General features: G+C 41.4%; 14 protein-coding genes, 1 tRNA gene and 1 pseudogene. 12 read left to right on the forward strand and 4 right to left on the reverse strand.

Annotation, left to right across the window (positions count from 1 at the left end):
* Positions 1 to 24 precede the first annotated feature (24 nt).
* Together PN499_RS18700 and PN499_RS18705 are read left to right on the forward strand one after the other, a co-directional pair.
* Positions 25 to 2,667 carry a C39 family peptidase gene (locus PN499_RS18700; protein WP_272033606.1) on the forward strand — a complete coding sequence of 881 codons (2,643 nt, stop codon included), beginning with the start codon at positions 25 to 27 and terminating at the stop codon, positions 2,665 to 2,667.
* 326 nt (positions 2,668 to 2,993) lie between these two features.
* On the forward strand, positions 2,994 to 3,449 hold the full coding sequence (locus PN499_RS18705) for a GNAT family N-acetyltransferase (RefSeq protein WP_272033607.1): 456 nt from the start codon (positions 2,994 to 2,996) through the stop codon (positions 3,447 to 3,449).
* Positions 3,450 to 3,498: 49 nt separating this feature from the next.
* Here the strand turns inward: PN499_RS18705 and PN499_RS18710 are convergent, their stop codons facing one another.
* Positions 3,499 to 6,867, reverse strand: coding sequence for a response regulator (locus PN499_RS18710; protein WP_272033608.1), 3,369 nt, complete (start codon positions 6,865 to 6,867; stop codon positions 3,499 to 3,501).
* A 299-nt stretch (positions 6,868 to 7,166) separates the two neighbouring features.
* Between PN499_RS18710 and bicA the strand changes: the two genes are divergently transcribed.
* Positions 7,167 to 8,816 (forward strand): bicarbonate transporter BicA, encoded by a 1,650-nt coding sequence (gene bicA, locus PN499_RS18715; protein WP_272033609.1) that lies wholly within the window; start codon positions 7,167 to 7,169, stop codon positions 8,814 to 8,816.
* A 140-nt stretch (positions 8,817 to 8,956) separates the two neighbouring features.
* Here the strand turns inward: bicA and mazG are convergent, their stop codons facing one another.
* Both mazG and PN499_RS18725 read right to left on the reverse strand, forming a co-directional pair.
* Positions 8,957 to 9,799 (reverse strand): nucleoside triphosphate pyrophosphohydrolase, encoded by an 843-nt coding sequence (mazG, locus tag PN499_RS18720; protein ID WP_272033610.1) that lies wholly within the window; start codon positions 9,797 to 9,799, stop codon positions 8,957 to 8,959.
* A gap of 9 nt (positions 9,800 to 9,808) precedes the next feature.
* The gene (locus PN499_RS18725) at positions 9,809 to 10,402 is read right to left on the reverse strand and encodes a metal-binding protein (protein ID WP_272033611.1); all 594 of its coding nucleotides are present in this window, start codon (positions 10,400 to 10,402) and stop codon (positions 9,809 to 9,811) included.
* Positions 10,403 to 10,511: 109 nt separating this feature from the next.
* Here PN499_RS18725 and PN499_RS18730 point away from each other — a divergent pair.
* Positions 10,512 to 10,583: transfer RNA gene (locus PN499_RS18730), tRNA-Val, on the forward strand.
* Positions 10,584 to 10,722: 139 nt separating this feature from the next.
* Here the strand turns inward: PN499_RS18730 and PN499_RS18735 are convergent.
* Positions 10,723 to 10,854 (reverse strand): hypothetical protein, encoded by a 132-nt coding sequence (locus PN499_RS18735; protein ID WP_272033612.1) that lies wholly within the window; start codon positions 10,852 to 10,854, stop codon positions 10,723 to 10,725.
* 11 nt (positions 10,855 to 10,865) lie between these two features.
* Here PN499_RS18735 and PN499_RS29770 point away from each other — a divergent pair.
* The 8 genes and pseudogenes from PN499_RS29770 to PN499_RS18770 form a co-directional block, all read left to right on the forward strand.
* Positions 10,866 to 11,233: pseudogene (locus PN499_RS29770) on the forward strand (IS701 family transposase); the annotation flags it as partial.
* Positions 11,234 to 11,335: 102 nt separating this feature from the next.
* Positions 11,336 to 13,108 carry a sensor histidine kinase gene (locus tag PN499_RS18740; protein WP_272033613.1) on the forward strand — a complete coding sequence of 591 codons (1,773 nt, stop codon included), beginning with the start codon at positions 11,336 to 11,338 and terminating at the stop codon, positions 13,106 to 13,108.
* Positions 13,109 to 13,114: 6 nt separating this feature from the next.
* Positions 13,115 to 14,167: an ABC transporter substrate-binding protein gene (locus tag PN499_RS18745; RefSeq protein ID WP_272033614.1), complete on the forward strand. Its 1,053-nt coding sequence runs from the start codon at positions 13,115 to 13,117 to the stop codon at positions 14,165 to 14,167.
* A gap of 378 nt (positions 14,168 to 14,545) precedes the next feature.
* Positions 14,546 to 15,097, forward strand: coding sequence for a COP23 domain-containing protein (locus PN499_RS18750; RefSeq protein WP_272033615.1), 552 nt, complete (start codon positions 14,546 to 14,548; stop codon positions 15,095 to 15,097).
* Between the two features lie 30 nt (positions 15,098 to 15,127).
* Complete coding sequence (locus tag PN499_RS18755) at positions 15,128 to 15,898, forward strand: S1 family peptidase (protein WP_272033616.1); 771 nt, start codon at positions 15,128 to 15,130, stop codon at positions 15,896 to 15,898.
* A 52-nt stretch (positions 15,899 to 15,950) separates the two neighbouring features.
* Complete coding sequence (locus tag PN499_RS18760) at positions 15,951 to 17,513, forward strand: trypsin-like peptidase domain-containing protein (RefSeq protein ID WP_272033617.1); 1,563 nt, start codon at positions 15,951 to 15,953, stop codon at positions 17,511 to 17,513.
* Positions 17,514 to 17,750: 237 nt separating this feature from the next.
* The gene (locus PN499_RS18765; protein ID WP_272033618.1) at positions 17,751 to 18,188 is read left to right on the forward strand and encodes a hypothetical protein; all 438 of its coding nucleotides are present in this window, start codon (positions 17,751 to 17,753) and stop codon (positions 18,186 to 18,188) included.
* A gap of 162 nt (positions 18,189 to 18,350) precedes the next feature.
* Entirely contained in the window at positions 18,351 to 18,956 is a 606-nt protein-coding gene (locus tag PN499_RS18770) for a DUF1517 domain-containing protein (protein WP_272033619.1), read from the forward strand.
* Positions 18,957 to 19,035: the final 79 nt, after the last annotated feature.

A 19,035-nucleotide genomic window follows, 5' to 3' on the forward strand; every position in this document is an offset into this window, starting at 1 on the left:
TATACCCTACGCTAATTGACAAATATGAGCAGTGTAAGTTATTTAGGCCCCAAAGAAATTGCAGTCAATCAAGGAAGCGTCCTTGTTGGCACTTTTGACCCTAGTTTAGTATCAGCCATTTCTCTAGTAGCCGAAGATAAATATCCGCTTCCCATTACGATCAACGGAACGTTAGGCATCTGGTATTCTAGTTTAGAAAAAGGACTCAATCAAATAGGGATTCGCAGCCTCCGCCTCAAAGGAACTAACAAAGCTGGTCAAGTTATTAGCGAACAGGTAATTAAAATTTTAGTTGCCAATGCTACATCCAATGAGCCAATTATCAACGCGATTCCTCTGAGAGAAACCTTCTTTAAAATTAAACCAGCCGACAGCATTAGCTTGACTCAGCAACAAAAAATTCCCGTCCCAGCAGGTCAAACTTATCAAGTAAAAAGTTATGAGTTTACTAATGGTCATCTAAAAGTAGAACTGAGCAATCCAATTTCTCCTATCGGCAAAATTGGCTACTTCTACGAACTGCACTTACTCCTAACTAAAGGTTCACAAATTCTCAGCTTTAACCAATCTAGCTTGCCAACCCCCCCGTCAGGGACGCAGTTATTGTGGATAACTAAAACTACAAAAATCAAACTTTATCCCGAAGATTCTTCCAGTCTAGGGCAAAGTCAGCAAGTAGAAATCGGTCAAGGTGAAACTTACACAATTCTTGGCTACGCCTGTATTGAAGATCATTTTCGAGTCACCTTATCTCAACCTATACCAGGGTTTGGAAATTCTGGATACCTCTACTGGCCGCACGTCCAAATCTTACAAGAAGGCAAATCAGTAGTCTTCAATCAAAATGCGACGACCTTAACAGTTCTCAACACCACTCCTTTCAAAAAGCAACCTATAGATTCTTCTAAACTCAAACTAGAAGACAAAACTACTCTGCCAGCGGGCATGATTTATGGAGTTTCTAGCTACAGCCTTGGAGACGGACATATCAAAGTTTCACTAACAGAAAACCTGCCGAATTTTGGCAATACTGGTTATGTCTATGCTGACTTTGTACAGCTAAGTCGTGGAGGCCAACCCTTCAATCCTGCTCCTAATTTAACTTATACTGGGCCGAGAGAAGTTTTGGTCAACCAGCAAACTCAATTAACCGGTACTTTTGACCGCCGCGAATCAGTTAGGGTTAGTGTGGTAGCAGAAGATAAATATCCCCTCAATGTTGCGATCAATAGCAATGCAGGCACTTGGCAAGTCTATTTACCCAAAGGATTTAGTACCCCTGGTTCTCGCTGGTTAAGAGTGAAAGCTACTAACAGTAAAGGGAACGTTACTGGCAGTCAGATCGTTTATATTACAGTCACTTCCGATCCCTTAACTGTAGGGCAATCTTTAAAACTGCAAATCCTCAAAGATACATTATTTAAAGTAGCGCCGATTGATTCTTCTTTGCTCGATAGACAGCAAAAAATTCTTGTCAAAGCTGGTCAGACTTTTACTGTTAGTAAATATGGATTAGTTGACGGCCATTTAAAGGTATTGCTCGATTCTACAATCGCACCTATTGGAAATTTTGGCTACTTTTACGAGCCCGCCGTTCAGCTTAGTAAAGGCTCAAAAACCTTGAAGTTCGACATTGCCGATATCCCCGACACGCACCTGACTGCCCAGATGTTGGTAACGCGAACAACTCAGATTAAAGCTAGTCCTCAAGATTCATCCAATCTAGCAGCTAATCAAAGTGCTGAATTAATTTTAGGTAGCACTTATCCCATTACTGGTTATGCCTGTGTTTCCGGCCACTTTCGCGTCACTTTAGCCGAATCAATTCCGGGTTTTGGGAATGTTGGATATATCTATTGGCAACACATTCAAATTAAGCGAGATGGCAAGGTTATAACTTTTGATACCGACGCAATCACGATGACCATGATGCAAACTACTGTGTTCAAAAAAAGACCAGTAGATGCTGTAAGTTTAAGCGATTCAGAGAAAGTAACGCTGCCTTTAGGTCGAGTTTACGGAGTAGAAAGTTATGGGATAGATGGCAATCATTTAAAAGTTTCCCTCACAGAAGAATTGCCTAACTTTGGGAATACGGGTTATATATTTCCCAGTTATGTTGTGTTTAAGCGTGGAGATAAAACTTTCAATCCGATTCCAAATTATGTGGAATTGAATGTAGCTTATTTTTCGCAGCGCGATAATCCCCGTTTTTACTGGTCTACTTGCAATGTCACATCGATCGCAATGGTGCTTTATTATTATGGCGCGCGCTCTAAGGGGGGCGGCGATTTCGTAGATGAGTTGTTGCAGTGGTGTTTCAACTACGCGGGGCAAGGTTCTCAGACAGATCATAGCGTACTATCGGCAATGATCCGGGCCTACGGATTCAAGACAAGTTTTAGCACGACTCGCGGTTGGTCGGAGCTTAAGTCAGAATTAATTAATCGGCGGCCAGTGGTATTAGCGGGTAGTTTTACCGCCACGGGCCATATTTTGACCGTCATCGGCTACACTTCGACTGGTTATATCGTCCAAGATCCTTGGGGTAATGCTCTGACTGGTTATAGCGATACCGAGGGCCGAAAATTGCTCTATCCCTACAGCTATCTAGATCAAGTCGCTGGGCCTGATGGTAATATCTGGGCGCATTTTATCAGTCGGTAAAGTTTTATTACAAAAATCGGCATTTCGCGTAAAACCGAGGAGGTTCTGGAGATATAGATATAGTGAAGGTCAAATCCTGAAGGCCTCCAATAAGTAGATGTTGACAGTACAAACCTGCCTGAAAAGGCGGGTTTTTTATTGTTTAGACTGATCTGATAATTTTTCTAAACCTTTCTTCACTTCGAGTCCTATACAAGCTACAGTTAATAGGTTTTTGTGAGAATTGATATTCTTTAGTATGGTCTACATTCTAATATCTGTCGTGTGCTAAACTGGTACAGCATATAACAAAATGCTGAGCGCTTATCGAATTTAGAGGCTGGATTGTGACCATTAACTACCGAGTTGCAGAAATTACCGATATCACTATCCTTTTAGAACTTATTAAAGAATTTCATGAAAAAGAAAAATTAGCCTTCGATGAAAAACTAGATGGCAATGCCTTAGCAATTTTTTTAGCTAATGCCTCTTGGGGACAAGTGTGGCTAATTCAGCAAGAAGATGAGGCGATTGGCTATATGATTTTGACGCTAGGTTACAGTTTGGAATACCGAGGACGAGATGCCTTTATTGACGAGTTTTACCTTCGCCCCAAGCATCGCGGACAAGGTATTGGAACTCAGATGTTAGCATTTGCAGAGGAAACCTGCCGAGTTTTGGGAGTCCAAGCACTTCATCTAGAAGTAGACTTTGAAAATCCCGATGCACAGCGTCTTTATCACAGAGTCTGTTATCAACGTCATCACCGTTTTCTGATGACTAAAATTTTGCCAGTCCCTTGATTATAATTCGTTATAGAGTAGTTGAAAATTGACTTTTAATTTTCGATCCTTACTTAAAATCCAAATCTGTTACACCATCCCATCCTTCAGGAACTCCATATTGTTGATATTTTTGACAGCGTTTTACATAAAGCATAGCTGCTTTATCTTGAGAATTAATTTGTAAAACCTCTTGAAATATTCCCTGCGCTTCTTCAAACTGCTGCTGATAGTAAAGAAATACTGCTACTTCAAAACGTGCCTGAGTTTGTGTTTTTAATTGTTTGATATTTGCCGGATCTCCATCATAAACTTCAAACACTGCCACCGCCGATTTTTTGCCTTTGACCATTACCCGATCCAAAAATCGGAAGCATTGTTCTTGAGAATAGTCAAGACAACAAAGAGTGTTATGGCTGATTAAAATTCCTGCTCCATAGAGCTTAGTTAAACCTTCCAAACGAGAAGCCAAATTCACAGCATCAGCAATTACTGTTGTTTCCATACGTTCTGACTCGCCAATGGTTCCTAGCATTAAGTTACCTGTATGTAAACCAATGCCTATAGCAATAGGAACCGTATTTTCTTGTTGCCTTTGTTTATTATAAATTGCTACTTGTTTTTGCATCGCGATCGCAGCTTGCACTGCATCATTAGCCGACTCAGGAAATAAAGCCATAATCGCATCGCCAATATATTTATCAATAAAGCCCTTATGCTGGCGAATAACTGGACTGACTTGACTGAGATAGGAGTTAATAAAATTAAATGTTTCTTGAGGTGTCATTGATTCTGACAAGGTAGTAAATGAGCGGATATCAGAAAACATTACTGTCATTTCTTGCTGGACTTGATCTCCAATTTGGACATCAATAATGCTTTCTTTCTCTAAAAACTTTAGAAAATTACGCGGCACAAATCTACTATAAGCTAAAGTCAGTTTGGCAAGAGAGATATGGGTTTTAATCCTGGCCAGCATTTCTTGTTTTTGAATCGGTTTAGAAAGATAATCATTTGCTCCTGATTCAAATCCCTCCACGATATCTGCCACTTGATTTTTAGCCGTGAGCATGACAATGGGTAATTCATAAGTCGGAAAGCGAGCGCGGATTTTTTGACACACCTCATAACCCGTCATTTGCGGCATCATCAAATCGAGTAAAATCAAGTCGGGGATAAAACCATTTTCCATTGCTGTCAAAGCTTCTTGTCCGTTACTAGCTTCGGTAATAGCGTAATTATAAAGCGAGAGATTATTGATTAGTACCTGACGATTAATCGGTTCATCATCTACAATCAAAACTTTAAACTGTTTCTCGTTACTAATTTTTGGATCTAAGTTTTTACTGGTAATTGATGTCAGCAACTCTAAATCGGGATTGTATTTACTAGCATTTATTTGGGGTGTAGATTCAGCTTTAACAGTGGACGCTGGTAGAGTAAAGGTAAATTGCGAACCCAATCCAAGTTGAGATTTAACATTAATTTTACCTCCGTGCAATTCTACCAGTTGTTTAGTCACAGCTAACCCTAGTCCTGTACCACCATATTCTCTAGCCGTAGAGCCTTCTGCTTGTTCAAAGGATTCAAATATTCTGTCAAATTTATCGGCAGGAATACCAATTCCTGTATCAGATACAGTAATAGCTAATTGGTAATTAGCAGTGGGTAATTGGGAATCGGTAATTGGTAATTGTTCAGAGCCTATTACCACTTCTGCTGACACTGTAACAGTACCAACAGGGGTAAATTTAATAGCATTGCCTACCAGGTTATGCAGTATTTGTTGCAGGCGATCTTCGTCGGCTGCTGCGGGGGGAAAATCAGCAGCAATAGCATTGATTAATTGTAAGTCTTTTTGATCGGCTAGGGGCTGGCTAAGCGTTAAAACTACATTGGTAACTGCCCGCAAATCTATAGGTTTTAGCCGTAGTTCTAAGTTATTATGCCTGAGTTTTGAGAAGTCGAGAATATCGTTAACTAGGTTAGCTAGACGGCGACCACTAGAGGCAATTAAAGTAAGGTTAGCTTGTGTACTTTGGGGAAGTTCTCCAGTAGCACCATCAATTAGAGATTCAGCAATACCAATGATACCATTAAGAGGTGTACGAAGTTCATGAGAAGTGTTAGCAAGAAATTCATTTTTAAGCTTGTCGAGGTCTTTTAAGTCTTCGTTTTGCTTCTCTAAGGCAGCAAAGGATTCTTGGAGTTGCTTTGCCATGCTATTAAATGAATTTGCTAGTTTTTCGATTTCTATAATATTCGTAGGTTCAATGTTCTGCTCTAACTTACCTGTTGCAACTTCTGCGGAGGCTTGAGAAACTTTTAGAATAGGGCGCGTAATCCAACGAGCTGTAAGAATACCGACAATAATTGCCACTATCAAAGTAGCAATACATAGCAGGAGACTGGTACGAGTATTGGCATCAATCTCTGCGGTGAAGTCTGATTCTGGTACAACCACGATAACTAGCCAATTTAAAACACCTAATTCATCTTGAAAGGGGGAAACTTGTAAAAACTGTTTCTCACCATTGAAAAGAAATTCCATTTGTTGAGGTCGATCGATTTTATTTAAATCGCCAAATTGTCTTAATAAATATTGAGTGGTTTTTTGTGTTAAAGTATCGCCGACTTTCTCAGCATTAAGTCGTTCAACTTTACCATCATTAGAGAGAATAAAAGGTTCTTTGATACTGGAACTGGCTACTAAAAGCCCGTTGCGTTCGATCACAAAAGTCTTCCCTGATTTACCAATAGTAAAGCTGTGAAGAAAGTCACTAATTTGTGAAAGGGAAAGATCGGTAAGAAAAACGCCCTGAAGCTCTCCTGTACTGTTGTAGAAGGGGGATACTGCTGAAAGATCCAGCCTTTTACCTAATGCCGATGGTTCAATCGTGCTCCAAGTTTGTTTGCCCGCACTAACAGCAATTTTATACCAGTCGCGAGTCCGAGCATCATAATTGGGTCTTTCTCGAATAAGGTTGAGGCGTTCGCCTTGATTATCGACCGCATATCTGCGAATAGCATTACCTGTGATTTCATTGGCTACAACTGTATATTTTTCCGCTTTATTAGCTCCTACAAATTCTCCTTTTGCATTGGCAAAAGCCATCGTTCCAATATTTGTATCCAGAAATTGGCTTTGTAGCCAGAAATAACGCTCCATTTGGTCAAAATTACTAGGATCTAGTAATTGTTGGCGAATGGTGTTGATATGAATTTGCTGAATTAAATGAGGTTTTGCCAAGTAATTTCTGAGGTGAACTTGGACGCGGGCAACTACTTCACGTCGTAGCTGACTGGCAACATTGTTGACAGCTTTCTGTCCGTTGCGGAAGGAAAGATAGCCCACGAGTCCAACAGCGGCAACTATTTGCAGGACGAAGGGTACGACTAGCGCCGTGCGGAGACGGAATTTGCGGGTGGGGTGGCTCATAGGGGCGCAAGGAAGATGATACTGGAGCTTATGATGCAGTATAACTCTATTGATTTAGGGACTGCCGCAATTTATAAATTCCTTAGTCGTGCTAGATAAATTATTCTGATCGTTTAGCGAGCAACAATTGGTGTAAAGTTCTTAAATATAGATGTGACATTCTATAGTGGGTTTGAATTGGATATCTAGTGCTAGCAAATTAGCCATAAGCAATTCGCAATTCTGTACTTATTCAAGTCAAACCCGCTATATCTCACTGCTATAAATTGTCTGGACTCACTACTTTTTAGTTGTAGAAGATGCAAATTACCAATAAGATTCATTTCCGAAATCTTCAAGGTGATATCTTTGGTGGTGTCACTGCTGCCATTGTTTCTTTACCCTTAGCTCTCGCCTTCGGGGTTGCTTCTGGTGTTGGCCCTGTGGCGGGTCTTTATGGTGCGGTTTGTGTTGGTTTCTTTGCTGCACTTTTTGGTGGGACACCTACCCTAATTTCTGAACCCACTGGCCCAATGACAGTGGTGATGACTGCGATTGTTAGTTCTCTAATTGCTGCTAGCGATCCAAAAACTGGCTTGGCAATGGCTTTTACCAGCGTAATGTTAGCGGGAATTTTCCAAATTATTTTTGGAGTTTTTCGCTTAGGTAAATATATTACGTTGATGCCCTACAGCGTAATTTCTGGCTTTATGTCAGGGATTGGGGTAATTTTAATTATCCTACAAATTGCCCCATTCTTGGGACAAGCTACCCCCAAAGGTGGGGTGTTGGGAATATTACAAAATTTCCCTCAATTGTTTGCTAATATCAATCCTGTTGAGACAATCTTAGGGCTGATGACGATAGCAATTATCTTTTTGATGCCCAAAAAATTAAAACGCTACGTCCCCCCACAATTAGTAGCTCTAATTGTGGGGACGGTTGTCTCATTGACGGTATTTGGGGATGCAGATATTCGCCGCATTGGGGAAATTCCCGTCGGATTACCAACTTTGCAACTGCCAACTTTTACAGCAGCACAAACTACTAGCATTTTTGTCAATGGCTTAATGTTAGGAATTTTGGGTTGTATTGATACACTGTTAACGGCAGTAATTGCTGACAGTTTGACCCGTACAGAACATGATTCTAATAAGGAGTTAATTGGTCAAGGAATTGCCAATCTGGTTTCAGGAATCTGTGGCGGTTTACCCGGTGCAGGGGCGACAATGGGTACGGTAGTAAATATTCAGACTGGTGCAAAAACAGCCTTATCTGGGATAACTCGTGCTTTGGTGCTATTAGTTGTAGTCTTGGGTGCGGCGAAACTCACCGAACCAATTCCGATGGCAGTTTTAGCAGGAATTGCCCTAAAAGTGGGGATTGACATTTTAGATTGGAGCTTTTTGAAGCGCTCGCACCAAGTATCAGTTAAGGGTTCCATAATTATGTATGGAGTCTTATTACTAACCGTGTTTGTTGATTTGATTGTTGCTGTTGGGGTGGGAGTGTTCATTGCCAATATCTTAACAATCGATCGTCTCAGTGAGCTACAAGCACAAGAAGTTAAAGTGATTAGCGATACTGACGATAATATTCTTCTAACTCCTGAAGAAAAGCAGTTGTTGGATCTAGCAAAGGGACGGGTACTGTTATTTTACCTGAGTGGCCCGATGATTTTTGGAGTCTCGAAAGCAATTTCGCGCGAACACAATGCCATCAATAGTTGTGATGTTGTGGTTATGGATATTAGTGATGTACCAATGATGGGAGTAACGGCATCTTTGGCAATAGAAAATGCCATTAAAGATACTATCGAGCAAGGCCGTAAAATCTTGATCGTAGGTGCAACTAGCAAAGTGAAGCAACGCCTAGACAAATTTGGTATTACTCAGATGGTTGGTGTGGATAACTTTCTACAAAATCGCACAGAGGCTCTTCAGAAAGCGGTTTTGCTTGTTAATATCTAGCAGCGGAAAAGGCTGATAGATAGTTAAGTAAAGAAATCGGGTTTCTGTGAAAAATAGAAGAGGATCGATCGGATATTACAAAGAAACCCGATTTCTAGTTTCTCTAGAAAGATGAATAAGTTAGAATAGCTCTGCTACTATTATGTTTCCCCAACACCCTGCATTTTTTGCTGAGCAAGTAAAGCTTTAGCTTTTTGCCACAATTTTTCTAATTCTTCGATGCTATAATCTGAAAGTGGGCGATCGCAAGCTGCTTCGACTTGACTAAATCGCTTCACAAAGCGATGATTAGTTTCCTGCAAAGCTACTGAAGGATCTAAGTCATACCACCGAGCAATATTAATTAACGCAAACATAATATCGCCTAATTCTGACTCTTGGCGGGATTTATCTTCATGCTCAATAGCATATTCAAATTCTGCTATTTCTTCCCTAAATTTATCCCAAACTCCCTCAACATTCTCCCATTCAAAGCCGACTGCGGCCGCTTTTTTAGAAATTTTCATAGTGGCAGAAATTGGCGGCAAAATTCTAGCAATGCGACTGAGTTTAGATGACAAAGAAGTATTGTCTAAAGTTTCCCCTTTTTCAGCAGCCTTGATTTGTTCCCAGTTTTCATGAACTTGATCCAGGCTATTTACTTGTACATCCCCAAAAACGTGAGGATGTCGTCTAATTAACTTTTCGGTAATGCCGTTGGCGATTTCAGTAAGTGAGAATTGATTTGACTCGCTAGCAATTTGAGCTTGAAGAACAACTTGTAATAATAAATCCCCTAACTCTTCCGTAATTGCACTTCGATCCCCACTACGAATCGCATCCACAACTTCATAGGCTTCTTCAATCACGTAGGGAGTTAAACTTTCAGGAGTTTGTGCCAAATCCCAAGGACAACCACCATCTGGCGATCGCAATTTGGCTACAACTTCTATAAGCTTTTGGATTGCTGTTAATGCAGCATTGGGTGTAGTTGGATTAGACATCTGGATATTTTAGAATTTAGATTTACCGGAAGTGCGAGTAGGAGGTTTTCGCCTGCGTTTCTTGATTTTGGCAGTAGCAGGTAATAACCCACTCAATCCTTGTTTTTTGAAGCGTTTGTAAGCCGAACCACTCCAATCACTTAAGGAATGAGACATTGCTCCTAATTCTAGGCCAACGTACAGGGCGACGCACTCGGTATAATATTCAGAGAGCGATCGCAACATCAGTCTGACAAATTCATCCCAATTCCACTGTAAACCCCAAAAGATTTTAGCAACCTGAATGCCGACGATTCCTAACACCACTATCCAAGTAGCCAGATACAATATTCTCAACGCAGTACCGATTAAAGGGCCGTGAGATAGCAAAGAACGGTGGCGGAGGCTTTTTTGGTATGGTAGCCACAGCCACCGCAGCCAGCCCCAGCGCTGATACTGGCAGGAGTAGATATCTAAGTCGGGGCCGAACATCAGACCGCCGAATAAGAAACCGCCAGAAACCAGTAGAGTTAGGTTGCCGTTCTGAGTCTGCCCAAAAGTCAGACCCGCCACAAAGGGCAAGCTCCAGAGAGTGATGCTATCGTGGGTGCGACCAGAAGGCATGGAGGATAAGGGTTTGGGGATGGAACGGGAATTTTCTAGGGAAAATTTGCCCTTGGTGATTGCTTTTTGATTTTACAGTCTGCTATGATAAAATTTAGTTAGTTAAATCGGGCGGTTAGCTCAACGGTAGAGCGCCTGCCTTACACGCAGGATGTTACAGGTTCAAATCCTGTACCGCCCATACATTCATAGTCTGAATTATCTAACAAGTAAAGTCGTTACTACAAACTGTTATATTTGTGGTAACGATTTTATTTTTTTACTAAAGAAAGATAAATATAGGACTTACGCAGTTAAGTTATATGTAGCGTAGTAATGAGTTAGCGATCGCTAAGGAACTCAAACGCAATCGTCAAGCCAAAGGAAATCTCGAAACGGATAATAATCAATGCTAGAATAGCATCAGAATTGATGCTCAAAAATATAAGCATCAATTCTGATGCTATTGCCAATATCTCCAGATTGGTCAGAACTTCAAGAAGAACAGGGAAAGCTAATCAAAATAAATAAATTTCTCCCAGACAAAAAGGTAAAACTTTTCGGGTGAATTTTTCTGCTAAGAGAACGGAATATGTAGCTACCAATGATTTAACTCATTCTTCAATAGATGAAGTGAAATCTCAATGTAAACTTCCATGTAAAATTGAGTACTTTCATGGAGAGATTAAATAATTAGCCGAGATAGAATCTTGTCAATATCGGGCTAGTATTCAAATAGATCGCATTTATTGCGCTTTATCAGTTTTGGTTTTGATCGCTCGCAGAGCAAAGAAAGTTTCTCAAACTATCTATGAGTTAAAAGCTAGTTTGTTAGCAAATCATCTCAGCTAAGAGCTTAAATATCCCTCTCTGAACGAGTAAACAAATGATTGAATTTAGATATCCTCGAAAACTAGCAACAGAGGTAATTAATTCTTTTAATTATTTATTAAGATGAAACAATTTCCATTTCCCCTACGCTTTTCAATTCCGATCATTCTCTTGCTACTTGGCAGTTTTATGGGATTATTTTCTTTTAAACAAGAGATATCCCAGTTCGATGTAGATGCCGAAGAAGAAATTAGCCATGATGCCAAATTCACTGGGACTCAAACAGCAGAAACTTTAGAGTATTTATATCGAAAAGGAGATATTGAGCAAGCAGAAATCATAATTAGCAAGAGCCAGGGAGATATCAACATAAAATTAGCCTTATTATGCGATGAAAATAATCAGGTACTCTTAGCGACTCGTTACGAACTACGGCAAAAACAAGTTAGTAATACGCCAGCAGTAAATATGTTATTAGCCTTAGAAAAAAGTCGTCAAACAATGTCAGCTCAAACTATTATCTCCCAAGATAAACAGACTCTATGGGCAATTCATCCGGTACTTTTGGGAGCTATACCTGGTGAACTGCGTCCGTCAAGAGTTGGCATACTTCTACTAAAGTATGATTTAACAGCGCTCAAACAACGTAGATATAATAATGCTTTAGAAAGATCCATCAAAACGATTATTGGACTGGCTTTAGTTTGCGTGATTCTTTGGTTCTTTTTTGATAAAACTATCACCCAACGTGCTGCTAGATTAGTCGCCACTAGCAAAAGTTTGACTGTCGGAGAATTAGGTACTCGCGCCTCATTACAAGGCTCTGACGAACTAGCTCAAATAGCAGCGGCTTTTAACAAAATGGCAACCTGGATTCAGAGGAATACGGAGCAACTTCATCACACCCTAGAAGTAAAAGAGGCACTAGCAATTACTGCTGTTTCTCAAACTAAAAACCTGGAACAAACCTTACAGGAATTAAGAAAAACACAAGCTCAATTAATTCAGACTGAAAAAATGTCTAGTCTAGGTCAGATGGTAGCAGGTGTCGCCCATGAAATTAACAACCCCGTCAACTTTATTCATGGCAACATTACCCATGTTACTGAATATACAAATAATTTATTCAATTTAATTGACTTATATCGCCAGCGCTATCCCGATGATAGCATCATGCAAGAATATCTTGAAGATATCGACCTAGAATTTATGAGTGAGGACTTACCCAAAATATTAAACTCTATGAAAATAGGGACTAACCGCATTCGAGAAATTGTAATGACTTTACGAAATTTCTCGCGATTAGATGAAGCCGACATGAAACCTGTTAATATCCATGAAGGGATCGATAGCACTCTATTGATTTTGAACGATCGTCTTAAAGCAAAAGGAGATAATCCCGCAATCAATGTGATTAAGGAATATGGAAACTTACCAGAAATTGAGTGTTATGCGGGGCAATTGAATCAAGTGTTTATGAATATTCTCAGTAATGCTATTGATGCTTTGCACGAATATGATAAAGAGCGAGAGCTAAAGCAAGCTTCCTTAGCACTGATGGGATTAACTCCCCAAGCTAAAGCACTCATCAAAACAATTAATCAGCCTAATAATATTACCATTAAAACTCAGATTTTCAACTCTAATTGGGTGACTATTTCTATCCATAATAACGGCTTAGGAATCAGTCAACATACGATCTATAAACTCTTCGATCCCTTTTTTACTACCAAACCAGTAGGTCAGGGAACTGGCTTAGGATTATCTATCAGCTATCAAATTGTGGTAGATAAGCATCATGGTTCTCTAACCTGCATTTCCGAGCCAGACAAAGGTGTAGAATTCTTGATTAAGATTCCTATCAAACAGTCGTTAACACAGATTAAACAAGGATAAAATACAATGGAGTTTAACAAGTCTGGATTAAAATCTGCGATCAAATTTAATTTTGAATTGTGGAGCCGCTCGTGTTGGCAGTTGCGTCGCTGGTTGCCCGCAGCTTTGGCAACATTAACTGCCAGTGTTTTAATTCTAGTTAGTTGTGCCAAAGAACCTGCTGTTCCCTTGCGGGTCGGTTCCAATCTTTGGCCTGGTTATGAGACTTTGTATCTGGCTCGTAGCTTAGGCTACTATGATAATACTCCCATTCAATTACTTGATTATCCTTCAGGGACAGAAGAGGTGAAAGCCTACCGCAATGGTGAAATTGAAGCAGCAGGAATATCGATAGATCAAGCTTTAGTTTTGGCCGCAACTAATCCAGATGTACGGATTATTGGGGTGATGGATTTCTCCGAAGGGGGGGATGTAATTATAGCCAAACCTGACATTCCTAATATGCAGGCTTTAAAAGGTAAAAAAGTGGGGGTAGAATCAAGTGCCTTGGGAGCATTTTTTATTACCCGTGCTTTAGAGAAATCAGGAATGTCCCTCAAGGATATAGAAGTTGTTCCATTAGGTGTATCTGAACACGAACGCGCTTTTAAGAATGGTACTGTGGATGCTGTTGCTACTTTTGGCCCTGCTTATACTAATCTGATGGCAGTAGGGGCAAAATTAGTGTTTGATAGTTCACAAATTCCGGGTGAGATTGTGGATGTTTTGATTGCACGTCAGAGTGTAATTGATAAGCAGACAAGTGTGGTGCAAGCTTTAGTTAATGGTCGCTTTCGTGCTTTAGATTATTTAGCGAAAAATCCCCAGGATGCGGCAAGTCGAATTGCCCCTCGGACTAAGATTACTCCTAATCAATTTTTGGCATCGTTAAAAGGGCTTCGCAGTCCTGATTTACAGGAAAATCAAAAGTTATTAGGTAAAACTGATTCTTCGTTGCTGAATGCAATTAAACGTCTATCAGAGGTGATGTTAGAGAAGAAGTTGTTACCGGGAAATGTAGATCCTTCGCTGTTGTTGGACGATCGATTAGTGAAAAATGTGAAAATTTCTAATAGCTAATGACTAATGGCTAATGGCTGAATCGATCAACTTCAGCCTTTTTCTATCATCGCACTAATCCACAACCCCAGACACTTTGGAGGGAGTGACAATTGTGGCGTGTTGGTACGGTTGGTACTTGATTTCTGAAGAATGCGATCGCTACCCATATTTAGCTAAGTGTAATTTTTTATACATGGCGTTTATACGTGCGGAGAAAGTTTATAAAGTTTTCGATAAGATGTACTAAAAAATACTCTTTCTACAAGCACTGAAAAATAATTCGATAATATGCTTGACAAGATGTAGAAAATACTTTCTATATATACATAAGGTGCATTCTACACACTGTATTCCAGAACATATAACTCACGACTTAAAAAGGTCAAGGAGAATATCTTGATAAAACTTAAATCTTTAGGTTCAATAGCAGCAGCCGCGATCGCGATCGGCACAGCAGCACTACCACAACCCAGCCAAGCTCAAACCCCTCGTCGTACATTTTCCTGCGGCATGAGCCAGGGTCGCCCAGCCACAATCGTCCGCACCGTCAGAGGCCCAATGACTATGGTGATTTGGACTAACGAGGATTTTACCGCTTCTGGCTGGAATCCAGAACGTCGTTGCAAAGAAATTTCCAGTAGATTTGAGCGCTTTAACAGCAACGGCCAGCTCAAGTTTCTTAAAGCTGGAAAAGTTAGCGGTCAACCAGTTATCTGCGCTGCCAGCACTAGAAACAGTGGTTGTTCCAGTAACACAGTGCTGATTACTCTGCCAGCAGGAAGTAATGCCAATGTAGTGCTCGATCGCCTACTTAATACTCGCGCCGGCGCATCTGCGACCCCCATTTACCTGAGCGCAGACGACGACAAAGCGGTAAGACTCACCTACGATCAAAATGGCGATGCTTCCGTTGACGTAGATGCCATAGTCGATCAGATAAACTGGTAGTGTTTTCGATCGAATCGCAGGGAAATAGTGATGGTGAATTGGCGCACATTGCTGCTAGTTGTCTGTGTTGGCAGTCTATCAATAGCATTGCCAACACAGGTATCGCAGATTAAAGCTTTAATTGGCAAACCGCCAATTCAACTCTCCGCCCCGCAGTTAAATCAGCGGGCGCGGTCAATCACTGTGAAAGTGATTTCAGGAGAAGCGTTAGGTTCAGGGATTTTAATGTATAAACGAGACTCAGTTTATACGGTTCTGACTAACGACCACGTACTCAAAGCCGGGAATCCCCCCTATCAAATTCTGACACCAGACGGAAAAATCTACGAAGCTACAAAGATTTCTCCAGCCAACTCTCTACAGGGAAATGATTTAGGTCTATTGCAATTTGTAGCCGCCGACACAGATTATCCAATTGCCCAACTGGGAACAACACCCACAGCAGAAACTCATGTAGTTGCTGCCGGCTTTCCATTTTCTGCCCAAGGGTTTAAAGATGGTTTTGTAATCAAGTCAGGGCAAGTAAAATGGGTGCTAGACAAAGCATTAGAAGGTGGCTACCAAATCGGGTACACTAATGAAGTTGAAAAAGGCATGAGCGGAGGCCCCCTGCTCAATCGCGCTGGCGAATTAGTAGGGATTAACGGCGTACACGCCCATCCAGTTTGGGGCGATCCATATCTATTTCAAGATGGCTCGGAGCCGAGCGACTTGGATCGAGAGAAAATGAGCCAATATAGTTGGGGCATTCCAGTGGCGACCTTTGAACCCTTGGTTTCCTCCGCAACGACGGCGAATTAGCCGCGATCGTATTTTTTAGTAGAATTTCGGCAGTGCTGAGGCAGTGAAGCAGATGACTTTTCCGTATAGATTATCGGCTGTTTTGATGGGGAGCGCGATTGCTCTAGTGCAGTTTCAACAAATAGCAGCGGCCTTAAAGCCAGAAGAAATTGCTGATATCGCCAAGCAGGTGACAGTAATTATTGGCGGCGAAGACGGCAAGGGTTCTGGGGTAATTGTTGATAGGCAAGGCGATACTTACACCGTCGTGACAGCGCATCATGTGATCGCTAAGGCTGGAAGTTATGCGATCCAAACTATAGACGGTCAAAAATATGAAGTCCTCCGCAGCACTCACATAGCCAATGTAGATTTAGCGCAATTGCAGTTTACTAGCAAGAAAAACTACCAAGTTGCCCAGAGAGGCGATCCGAACTTGCTCAAAGAGGGCATGACAATCTATTATGCTGGCTATCCCAGCAATGACTCCGTTACTACCCGTGATTTTCGTTTTTTTCCTGCACCCATTACTCGTCGAGCGCAAAATTCTAGTGACGGTTATGATATCTCGTATAAAGGAGATCCTCTACCTGGAATGAGCGGCGGCCCAGTGCTCAATGAGGATGGCAAGCTGATCGGCATTCACGGAAAAGCTGAGAGTGTTATTGTTCGCGAAACTATAAACATAGTCGGGACTCAAGCGATACCCATTGATAAGTTGTTGACGCAGCGTTCTAATCCAGAACCGCCAACTATACCCACACCAACTCTAAAGCCAACACCCACACCTACAGTTATACCTACGCCTTCACCTTCACCATCTATTGAGCCTCAAATTTCTGCTTCTCCATCACCTACTCCACAAATTGAGGTATCCAGAAATATCCCGGAATCCCCAGCCGAATCTGCACTTAGTAAAATGCTTCAGGGTCAAGCAACTTACCTGAAAAACAACCGCAATTTTACTAGCGACCCGAAATTACTAGAGCGGACATTTAAAATTCAGCCCCCTTCTGATTATGATTTTGCCATCCTCACCAATAGCGTCGCCAGAGGGATGATTCATTATGCCATTCCTCGCAGTCCGAACTTGAGAAGTTATGTAGGAGGCGTGTTTTTAGAGCAGAATGCCGATCAAAATAATCCGGTGACGGTATCAATTATCTGCCAAACAATCGAGCCAATAAGGAGTCGCCCACCATATCCAACCTACCTGGAAGGTCGCCTGAGTTGTGGTGCGGGAACTGAGCTTAGAAGTGCGAGCAATTTGCCTCAACAAAATTCTCAGTCAGTTCAACCGCCGGGAACAACATCTCCTCAATTGGGAGCTAATTTCAACTTAGTTAGCTTTTGCACCGCTTACGACCATCGCTCCTCACAGCAAAGTCAAGCTTTAGAGTGGCTACAAAGTCAAATTCCCCCAGAAACGCTATTAATATTTGCTGATAAATGGCGCAGCAGACTAATAGATAAAGGCAGGGGACAGATTAATTTAACGGATGCTTGTAGGTATTTCGATCGCACTGGGAAGCATCCTCACCAAAATCAGGCTTTAGAATGGTTGCAGCAGCAAGTTAGCCAGGAACAGTTAGATGATTTTGCTAGAAGGTGGCAAAACCAAGCAGCGGGTGGTTAAGTGGATGTATTACAGCCGTCAGGTGATTTTATAAGTGGTTCTGATAGAAGAGGGGGAACATTTTCTTTAGATAGGAAGTGCGTGTTGTAACAATATTGCGAACCTAGCGAACCCATCTTCAATCCCGATCGTTGCCAGAGAGGAGCGAGAAAATTAGTATCAATTGCAAACGTTGATACATTTGTAAAGCGTCTGTTACCATTATTGTCTTAATTATCTTTACAACACTACAACCTCATGAAAAAGTTTCAAGTATTAGCTGCTATCATCTCTGCAACTGCCCTATCAGGCGCGATCGCTTTCTCTGCGTCAAATTCCGTCGCAGCTTGTCCATTCAGCAAAGTTAGCGCTTCTAAATCTGCTACTGGATCGACGTTTCCTGCTTCGGGGTCTGATAAAATGAACCCTTGGAATAAAGCTGCGATCGCATTTACAGGTATCGCTGGCATCCTCGCATTAGGGGCAGGCTATATGAGTTGTCGTGCGGGTCAACAAGCTAAAGCTGCTTGTGCTGCGATGACTGACTCTTTCGACGATATTGAGGATTCAGAAGAGCTCGTTGCAGATGAACTTGTTTGCAAACACCCCGAAGCGCCTGGGGGTGAACTTGATTTAGTTTTACAGGAAGTTGTCAGCGGTGACACAGTGGAAAAAGAAGTTGCGATCGCAAAATAGTTACTCTCCGGCTAAAAAACAGGCAATTTTCTCTGAAACCTCCAGTTTCTAAAGGCTGGAGGATTTTTGTATGCTCTTTTAAATCAATCTCAGGGTAGACGGCAACTGTTCAACTCGCCGTTATAGTATAATTAAGTACAACTAAAGTCTAAATACTGGGTAATGAATTCTTGGCACGATCGCTTTAATCAAATGAGAGGTAAAACTCGGCTGGCAGTTTGTCGCTTATTCGTCCATCTAGAAGGCGAAGAAGTCGCACCGCTATTAGGAGTTGTTAACCGCACGGCAAGACAAGCAATTGATGCCGAAGGTGACTTAGAAGTTTTAGGGCAAGGACTGGTAGAAATTTGTACTCAGTTATTACAGTATGATACATACTGGCGCTCTGCCGCCAACGAAGGCGATATTTTTTGGGATGAAAGCCAAGCTGCTAACTATGTAGATGAATTGTTTACTGATTCTGCTCAACGCTACCTGAGCGAACCAGACTTTAGCAGATACAATCAAAGCAAAGATTCGCCTTTGTCGTTGCCAGTAACGAAAAATTTGATTGTAATTATTACAGTCGCTTATGAGGGTGAAATGCCTACCCTAGAAAATGATTTAGCTAACATAAGTGCTCTGAAAAATGGTTTAAAAGCACTGATTAACTTACAGTATCAAGAAAAGCTCCGAGCTATCCAAGTTCACTTCTCTCCAGCACAGTTTGGAGATGAATTGACAGACGAGCAAGTTCTGATGAATTTCCCTGAATTAATTCCCTTGTAGGGATCTTTTGAGCAGGGAGCAGGGGAGCGGGTGAGATTTTGTTCTGGCTTATGCTATGCCAGTTAACAGTTAACAACTA

The sequence above is a fragment of the Kamptonema animale CS-326 genome (genome assembly GCF_028330895.1).
Classification (GTDB): Bacteria; Cyanobacteriota; Cyanobacteriia; order Cyanobacteriales; family Microcoleaceae; genus Kamptonema; species Kamptonema formosum.